The sequence below is a fragment of the Streptomyces europaeiscabiei genome (assembly GCF_001550375.1).
In the GTDB taxonomy this organism is placed as follows: Bacteria; Actinomycetota; Actinomycetes; order Streptomycetales; family Streptomycetaceae; genus Streptomyces; species Streptomyces europaeiscabiei.
Genome location: NZ_LRTR01000097.1, coordinates 1 through 8,619, shown reverse-complemented (window position 1 = coordinate 8,619; position 8,619 = coordinate 1). Strand labels below are relative to the sequence as shown.

General features: G+C 74.6%; 4 protein-coding genes and 1 pseudogene. 2 read left to right on the top strand and 3 right to left on the bottom strand.

The genetic code is table 11. The features are described from left to right. Positions 1–101 precede the first annotated feature (101 nt). The 3 genes from AWZ10_RS04200 to AWZ10_RS04190 all read right to left on the bottom strand — a co-directional run bounded on the left by AWZ10_RS04200 (position 102) and on the right by AWZ10_RS04190 (position 6,388). A complete protein-coding gene (locus AWZ10_RS04200; protein WP_060890465.1) occupies positions 102–1,049 on the bottom strand; it encodes a helix-turn-helix domain-containing protein in 948 nt (315 codons plus the stop codon). 103 nt (positions 1,050–1,152) lie between these two features. After that, positions 1,153–3,360: an AfsR/SARP family transcriptional regulator gene (locus tag AWZ10_RS04195; protein WP_107417376.1), complete on the bottom strand. Its 2,208-nt coding sequence runs from the start codon at positions 3,358–3,360 to the stop codon at positions 1,153–1,155. Between the two features lie 97 nt (positions 3,361–3,457). Then, the gene (locus AWZ10_RS04190; RefSeq protein ID WP_060890464.1) at positions 3,458–6,388 is read right to left on the bottom strand and encodes an AfsR/SARP family transcriptional regulator; all 2,931 of its coding nucleotides are present in this window, start codon (positions 6,386–6,388) and stop codon (positions 3,458–3,460) included. A gap of 270 nt (positions 6,389–6,658) precedes the next feature. Between AWZ10_RS04190 and AWZ10_RS04185 the strand changes: the two genes are divergently transcribed. Beyond that, positions 6,659–8,035, top strand: a complete 1,377-nt coding sequence (locus AWZ10_RS04185; protein WP_046710131.1) for an FAD-dependent oxidoreductase — start codon at positions 6,659–6,661, stop codon at positions 8,033–8,035. Positions 8,036–8,424: 389 nt separating this feature from the next. Then, a pseudogene (locus AWZ10_RS47225) lies at positions 8,425–8,619 on the top strand (hypothetical protein); the annotation flags it as partial.

Below are 8,619 nucleotides of genomic sequence, written 5' to 3'. Positions count from 1 at the left end.
CCGAGCAACCCCGCCGGTCGCGTGCTCGGCGCGGGCTCGCCCCGGAGGACGAGGGCGGCGGTGCGTGCGCGGGTGGCCGGGCGGTACGGGCGGGTCCCGCGCTACCGGCCCCGAAGCCGCGCGACCCGTCCGCCCGCCGTTTCCCGTCCCGCCGTGTCCCTCCATTCGCTCGGTGACATGCCGTACGCCGCCCGGAACACCCGGCTGAAGTGGGTCGCGCTCAGAAAGCCCCACCGGCCGGCGACCGAGGCGATGGTGCGGCGGTTGCGGACGCCGAGCACCAGGTCGCGTCGGCACTCCTCCAGCCGACGGCGCTGGATCCAGCGGCCCACGGTCGTGCCCTCGTCCTGGAAGAGCTTGTGCAGGTAGCGCACCGAGATGTGATGGGCCCTCGCGATCACCTCGGGCGACAGGTCCGCGTCGGCCAGGTGCTCGTCGACGAACCGCAGGACACGCGCCACCAATGGTGACCGGCTGCCCGGTGTGCCCGGTGTACCCAGGGTGCCCGGTGTGCCCGTCACCGTCCGCCCCAACTGCTCCGTGGCGAGGGTGGCCAGCAGGTTCACCGCGTTCCGGGCGAGCATCTCGCCGACCAGGGGCTCGGCGGAGACCGCAGTGTCGGCCAGTTCGGCCAGGAACGGCGACACCAGCGTCCCCAGCCGGGAGGACCGGGCGACCGGGGTCGCGAGGATGCGCCGCAGGTCGCCGTCCTCCAGCCCCAGCTCCTCGCGCGGGACGAGGAAGACCTTCAGCCGGGAACGCTCGGGGAAGTCCGGTAACGGCGGGTGGTTCGCGTCGTAGAAGCAGATGTCCCCGGGCCGGAGGGAGACATCCGGTATCCGTTCGGCAGGCGCGAGGCCCGTCCCGCGCACCCCCACGAGCAGGTACGCGCCGCCGGCCCGCGCGGTCAGCCGGTAGGCATCCACCGCGGGCCGCCCGCCGCCGGGCAGCTCCGTGGCTGTCCCGTCGAGGCCGACGCCGAGGCCGATGTCGAGGACGGAGATGCAAAGGCCCGCTGCCCCGACGGCGGTGGTGTCCAACCCGGTCATCTGTCGTCTCCTCCACAGCAGTTCGAGCACGCCGTCCCTCACGGCACTCGGAGCGTAGGAAGGGGGATGTGAAAAAAGAGTGACGGTGAAGTGACGGTGGCGGCTACGGGGCGTCGGCACGCGAGTCGTGGTCGAGCAGGCGCCGTCCGGCGGCGCGGCGGTCCTCCGGTGAGTCGTACGCCGCGGCCAGCTCGGCGGCGAAGACGCGCAGCAGGTCGTGCTGGGCGTAACGGCCGGGCGCGTGCTCGGTGAGGAGGTGGGCGTCGGCGAGCTCGTCCAGCAGCGGCCGGGCCCGGCGGGCCGGGAGACCGGCCAGAGCCCCGGCGGTGTCCGGGGCAAGGTCGGGGCCGGGGTGCAGGGACAGCAGCCGGAACAGCCGGGCACTCTCCGACGGCAGACGACGGTAGGAGCGGGCGAAGGCGGCGCGGAGGTCGGGTCTCTCGGCGGTGTCGGTGAGGTCGGTGAGGTGGGTGAAGTTGGTGGGGGTTCCTCTCGTGTTGTCGGGGGCGGTCTGGGCGTGGGGCGTTCCCTTGGTGGTGGCGAGGCCGGTGGGGGCGTTGGGTGTCCCTCCGATGGTGGCGAGGCCCGTAGGGGCGTCGGGCGTTGCCTCGGTGGCGGTGAAGGCGTCGAGGCTGTTTCCGAAGTGGCGGAGTTCGGCCGCGACGGCCGTGAGGGGGAGGTCCGGGCGGGCGGCGGCGCGGGTGGCGACGATCGTCAGGGCCAGGGGCAGTCGCCCGCACCGGGCGACGATCTCGTCGGCCGCCTCGGGCTCGGCGGCCGAACGGTCGTGCCCGGTGTGTGCGGCCAGCGTCGCCCGCGCGTCCACCGCCGACGGCAGGTCCAGACGCAGCGGATGGGTGCCCGAGGCGATCAGACCTGACAGTGCGTTGCGACTGGTGACCAGGGTCAGACAGCCGGGCGAGGCGGGCAGCAGCGGCCGTACCTGTTCGGTGTCGGCCGCGTCGTCCAGCACGACCAACAGCCGTCGGCCGGCCAGCAGACTTCGGTACAGCCCGGCGAGGGAGTCCGTGCAGTCCGGCATGCGCGCGGGCGGCACGCCGAGCGCGGCGAGCATCCCGCGCAGTGCCGCCGCCGGGTCCAGGGGGGCCCGGACGGGGTCGAACCCCCGCAGCCCGACGTGCAGTCGACCGTCGGGGAAGCGCCTGGCGACCCTGTGGGCCCAGTGCACCGCGAGGGCCGTCTTTCCGATGCCGGGCATTCCGCTGATCAGCACGGTGGCGGGTGCGTCCGGGGACAGGGCGCGCGTGCCCGGGGTCGGCCCGGCCGAGACGGCGGCCCCGTCCGTGATCTCCGCCAGGCGGGCGAGTTCGGAGCGCCGGCCCATGAACACCGACGGCTCGGGCGGCAGTCGGGTGAGGCGGGCGGCGGCGGACCCCGGTCCGGGCGGCGGCGTACGCGAAGAGGGCACCGGTGCCCCGGCCGGACGGGCAGTCGTGGGGACCGGTGGGCCGGGCTGTGAGGTGCGCGAAGAGGAGCCCGGCGGCCCGGCCGGTCGGGCAGCCACGGAACCCGGTGCCGTGTGCGGACCGGTCGGCCCCCACTCCTGCCGGAGCACCCTGGTGTGAGCCGCGGCCAGTTCCGCGCCGGGTGCCACCCCCAACTCCTCGGCCAGCAGCCGTCGTACGCGCTCGTACGCGGCCAGCGCCTCCGCCTGGAGGCCGGACGCGGCCAGGGCCATGACGAGCGCGGCGTGCAGCGACTCGTCGAGGGGGTCGAGTTCGAGGGCCTGCCGCAGCCGGGGCAGGACCTGCTCGGTGGTGCCGCAGAGGAGCGCCGCGTCGGCGGCCATCCGGGCCGTGCCGGCCAACTCGCGTTCCACCGCGGAGAACACGGCGTGCTCCCGTACGGCGGCGGGGATCCCCATCGCCACCGGGCCGCGCCACTCGCTCAGCGCGTCCACGAAGTGCCGCGACGCCACCTCGGACCGCCCGGTGGCCGCCGCACGCTTGCCCCGCTTCGTGAGCGCGCGGAACCGCAGCAGATCGACCTCGTCCTCGCCCGCCTCCAGCACATAACCCCCGGCGTGGCGCAGCAGCCGACCTCCCGGCGCCCGGGGCGGCAGCCCGGGTTCGAGCAGCCGCCGCAGCGAACCGGCGTAACGGCGCACCACGTTGCGCGCGCTGGCCGGTGCCCGCTCCGGCCACAGCACGTCGACGATCTCGCCCGACGGCACCGGCCGACCGGCCCGCACCACCAACAACGCCAGCAACGCCCGTTGTTGGGGGAACCCGAGGTCGAGCTCCTCCTCGCCCCGGCGCACCCGTAGGGGCCCCAGCACGTCGAACCGCATCAACGCCCCGCAGAGGCGGACGGGTTGACGGCCTGCCTGGCCCGCCCGGCTCGGCCCGGCGGCCTGCGCGGCGCATCGGCGGCACTCGGGGCGCCCCTCAACCGCATCGCTCGCTCGCGGCGATCCCGGCCCGGACCTGGTCGGCGTCGGGGTGGCCGAGGGTGATGAGGAGGGTGAGCGCCTGCTGCCGGGCCTCGTGGGCGGTGGCGCGGTCGCCCATAGCGGCATGCGTGTCGCCGATGTGGACGAGGGTGCAGGCCTCCAGATAGGGCACGCCCAGCTCGCGGTAGAGGGCGAGGGCGTGACCGTAGCCGACGAGGGCGTTCGGGTGGCGGCCGAGGTGGTGGTGGGCGTACGCGATGGTGTGCCAGGTGGCGGCCTGGCCGTAGCGGTCGCCGAGTTCCTGGAGCCGGGTCAGGGCCTCGTGGCAGTGGCTCAGGGCCTCCCGGTGCCGGCCCAGCAACGCGTGGTACCAGCCGACGGAGTTGAGGACACTGGCGTACGCGGCGCGACGGCCGCTGTGCCGGAACAGCTCCATGGCCAGCCGGTTGTGGTGCAGGGCGCCGAGCAGATCGCCCTCCTGGTCGCGGGTCCAGCCGAGGCTGCGATGGGTGTCGGCACGCCCGATGTCGTCCCCCAGTTCGGCGAAGAGTTCCAGCGCACGGTCGAGGCGGGGGCGGGCCGACCCGTGCAGACCGAGCCGGCTCTCGGCGCGGGCCAGCGCGCGCAGCCCCCTGGCCTCCCACGCGGGATCGGACAGCCGCAGGGCCGCGTCGAGGGCGATCCGCTGGACGGTGGCCCAGTCGTGCCAGTGCCCCCGCCGGTCGAAGAACGGCTCCAAGGACCAGGCCAGCAGACACGCCGTCCGGTCGCGGCCGGACCGGGCGGCCGCTCCGACGACGGCGAGCAGCACGGGATACTCGGCGGTCAGCCAGGCGAGCGCCTGCTCGTGACCGACGAGCGGTTCGGCGTGGACGCCGGCCGGGAGCGGCCCGGGCGGCATCGGGTCCGCGTACGGCGCGAGGAGCGGCTCGGTGGCGTGCGCGGTGTGCAGGTAGTACGCGTACAGCCGCTCGGTGGCCGCCTCACGCCCGGCGTCCGGGAGCCGCTCCTCCAGGAGTTCGGCCGCGTGGGCGCGCAGCAGGTCGTGCAGGGCGTACCGGCCGGGGGCGGGCTCGCCCACGAGGTGGACGTCGGCCAGCTCGGCGAGAAGCGATCGCGCCCGGCGCAGGGGCAGTTCGGCCAGCGTGGCCGTCGCGGGCACGGAGAAGTCCGGGCCGGGGTGCAGTGCGAGCAGCGGGAAGAGGCGCGCGGCCTCGGCCGACACGGCACCCAGCGACCAGGAGAACACCGCTCCGACGTTCGCGGAGGCGTCCGTCCGGCTGAACGCGTCCAGACTGCCGTGCGCCGCGCGCAGCTCCGCCGCGATCGCCGACAACGAGAAGCCCGGGTGTGCCGCGGCCCGCGCCGCGACACAGGCCAGCGCCAGCGGAAGTCCCCCGCACAGCGCCGCGATCTCCGCCACCGCCCGTGCCTCGCCCGTGAGCCGCCCGGCCCCCAGCCGGCGTTCGAGGAACACCCGCGCCTGTTCGGCGTCCAGCGGACGCAGGGACAGCGTATGGGCACCGTGCGCGGACACCAGGCCCGACAGCTGGTTGCGGCTCGTCACGATGGTGAGACAGCCGGGCGTGCCCGGCAGCAACGGCCGCACCTGCTCGGTGTCCCGCGCGTTGTCCAGCAGCACCAGGAACCGCCGCCCCGCCAACAGGCTGCGGTACAGCGCCGCCTGGGCGTCCACCCCGTGCGGGACCCGCTCCGGAGGCACGCCCAGCGCGTCGAGGAAGACGCGCACGGCTTCTCCCGCCCCCATCACCGCACCCGACGGCGCGAACCCCCGGAGGTTGACGTAGAGCTGCCCGTCCGGGAACCGGTCCGCGACCCGATGGGCCCAGTGCACGGCGAGCGTGGTCTTGCCGATCCCGGCCATACCGCCGATGGCGCTGATCACGACGGTGCCGGCGGGAGGCGCGTCGTCGCCGATGCCGCGATCGCCGTTGTGGTTGATGTGGTTGATGTGGTTGGTGTGGCTGTGGTCGGTGAGGAGGGCCAGTACCTGCTCCAGCTCGGCGCGGCGGCCGGTGAACGTCGGCAGATCGTGGGGGAGCTGGGCGGGAACGGCGGTCGGGGGACGCGGAGCCGGAGAGACGGCGGGCCCGTTGACGGCCTTCGCTCCCGAGGCGGTGGGCATGGCCGGACCGGCGCCGCGCACGACAGCCGCGTGGGCTTCGCGGAGTTCCGACCCCGGATCGATGCCCAACTCGTCGGCGAGCCTCGCGCGGGCGGCCCGGTAGGTGTTCAGCGCCTCGGCCTCGCGTCCGGTGGCGGCCAGTGTGAGCACGAGCCGGGCCAGCAGGGGTTCGTCCAACGGATCTTCGGCCGCGGCCTGATGGAGCAGGTGCAGGACGGCTGCGGGGGTGCCGGCGCGCAGCGCCGCGTCGGCCGCCTCCCGTACGGCCGCCGGTCGTTCCCGGTCGACCGCCCCGAACCCGGCCCGCTCCCGCACCTCGGCGGGCAGCCCCGCCCCGACCGGCCCCCGCCACAGGGAGAGGGCCTCGGTGAGAAGCTCCACGACCCGTGCCGACGACCCGTGGCCGTCGGCGCCGACCCGACGTGCCTCGTCCCGCAGCCGACGGAACCGCAGCAGATCCAGGGAGTCGGCGTCGACCACGAGCCGGTACCCGCCCGCGTCCCGTATCAGCCACCGGCCGGCGGCACGGTTGGGCAGACCGGGCTCCAACAGGCGCCGCAGCGACCCCACATGGCGGCGGATCACATTCACCGCACTGTCCGGCGGCAGCCTCCCCCACAGCACGTCGACGATCTCGCTCACCGCCACCGGCTGCCCCGCCCGCACCGACAACAGCGCCAACAGAGCCCTTTCCTGAGGACGCCCCCACGCCGGCTCCGCCCCCGTCCGCTCCACCCGAACCGGCCCCAGAACCGCGAACCACACCGGCTCCAGCGCCAATTGACCCTCCTGATATCTCGTATCTCGTATCTTCCCCGCGCCGCATGACCATACGTGACGTCTCGGGTTACCCAGAGTTACGCACACGTCGCACCGGTGGGCGGTCCGCACCCGGCACCGTCACGGTGTGCCGACCCGACGGCTCGCCGGTGACGGTGATAGAGCTGTGCATCGAATGGATTCCCGAAAAGAGGAGTGCAGTCGGTGAACTCGGTACGGGCGAACGGTCGTTGGATCTCAGAGGGGGCGGCCGGGGCGGCCGGGCGGCACGTGGTGGTCGTCGGGGGCAGCCTCGCGGGGCTGCTCGCGGCGCGGGCTCTGGTCGGGCACGCCGAGCGGGTGACGATCGTGGAACGGGACCGTTTTCCGCAGGGGGAAGGGGAGGGGACGGCGGCCCGGCCGGGCGTACCGCAGAGCCGGCACCCGCACGTCCTGCTGGAGGGCGGCCAACTCGCCCTGGACGCGCTGCTGCCCGGTTACATGGCCGAGCTGACGGCCGCGGGCGCGCCGCGGGTCGGGATGCCGTCGGACATGGTGCAGTTCCAGAACGACCGCTGGTTCCGGCGGATGCCCGCGTCGACCCACATCCACACCGGTTCGCGGGCGCAGATGGAGCGGTTGGTACGGCGCCGGGTCCTCGCCGAGCCGTCGGTCACCCTCGTCGAGGGGACCGACACCGTCGGCCTGACCGGGGACGCCACGCGGGTGCGGGGCGTCCTGGTGCGGGAGCGTGGCGACGGGGCCCGGAGCGAACAGCGGGAACTGGCCGCCGACCTGGTCGTCGACGCCTCGGGTCGCGGTACGAAGGCGCCGCGATGGCTGGCGGCCATCGGAGCGGAGGCCCCGCACGAGGAGATCATCGACACGGGACTCGCGTACGCCTCCCGCGTCTACCGCGACACGTCCGGCACCCTCGGCGGCGACCCGTCCGCCGACGCGCTCGGCCTCCATGTCGTCCCCCACCCGACGCAGCCGTACGGCGCCGTCGTCGTCCCCCTGGAGGACGGCACCCATCTGGCCACCTTCTCCGGACTGCGCGGTGACGAACCACCCACGGACGAGCACGAGTTCGAGGCGTACGCCGAGCGGCTGCCGCACCCGGTGGTGCACCGCTGGATGCGCGACGCCGAGCCGCTGTCGCCCGTCTCCGGCTTCCGGCGGACCGCGAACGTACGGCGCCGCTACGACCTGCCCGGCCGCCGCCCCGCCGGCTTCCTGGCCACCGGCGACGCCCTGTGCACCTTCAACCCGATCTACGGGCAGGGCATGGCCGTCGCCGCGATGAGCGCCCTGGCCCTGCGTGAGGCGCTGGGCGATCCGCGCCGTACGCCCACCACGCGTCGGGTGCAGCGGGCGCTGCTCGCGGCGTCGCGGCAGGCGTGGGACATCTCGGCCGGGGCGGACAAGAAGATGCCGGGGGCGATCGGCAACGCGGTCGCCGTCCGGCCCGCGGACCGCGTCGCCGGCTGGTATCTGCGCCGGGTGCAGGAACGCGTCCCGGGCGACCCCGTCGTGGGCCGCGCCTTCCGCTCCGTCGTCTCCCTCAAGGAGCCGCTCGGCGCCCTGTTCGCCCCGGCCGTGGCGCGGGCCGTCCTCTTCGGGCCCGTCAAGGAGACGCCCGCCGAGCCGCCGATGACGCGTGAGTGACGTGAGGGAACGAAGGACGGTCCCTCCAGGCTCTTGACGCCTGTGGAAAGCGCTTGCCACACTCGCGGCCCGCCACATGAACCGCCCGCCGCGACACCGCCGTGCGGCGCCATGCCGTGCCAAGCCGCGCCACTCCAGGTCACCGGCCCCGTCGATCGGCCTCGACCGTGGACGACTCGGTCGAATCGGATTCGAATCGGATTCGAATCGGGTGCCCGCTCGGGTACCCGGTCGGGTTCGACTCGGGTCCGCCCCGGGTTCGTCTTCGGGTCCGTCCCCGGGGCCGTCCCTGGGTTCGTCTTCGGGTTCGTCCCCGGGTACGACGAGGAGTGCGCGGCGGACGGCGGACGCACGGCAGGCGCGCCGATCCCCCCACAGGAGAAGCCGAGATGGGACGCAGAGCCGCAGCTCAGCCCACCGACACCACCATGCCCCGCTCCATCGACGCAACGTCAGACCCCCTCACCCTGAAGGGGGTTGCCGTCACTGCCCCCACCACCCCCACCCCCCGCCGCGCGCGAGCCCTCGTCACCGCGGCCTGCACCACCGCCCTGCTCACCGGGGCCGCCGCGCTGACCGCTCCC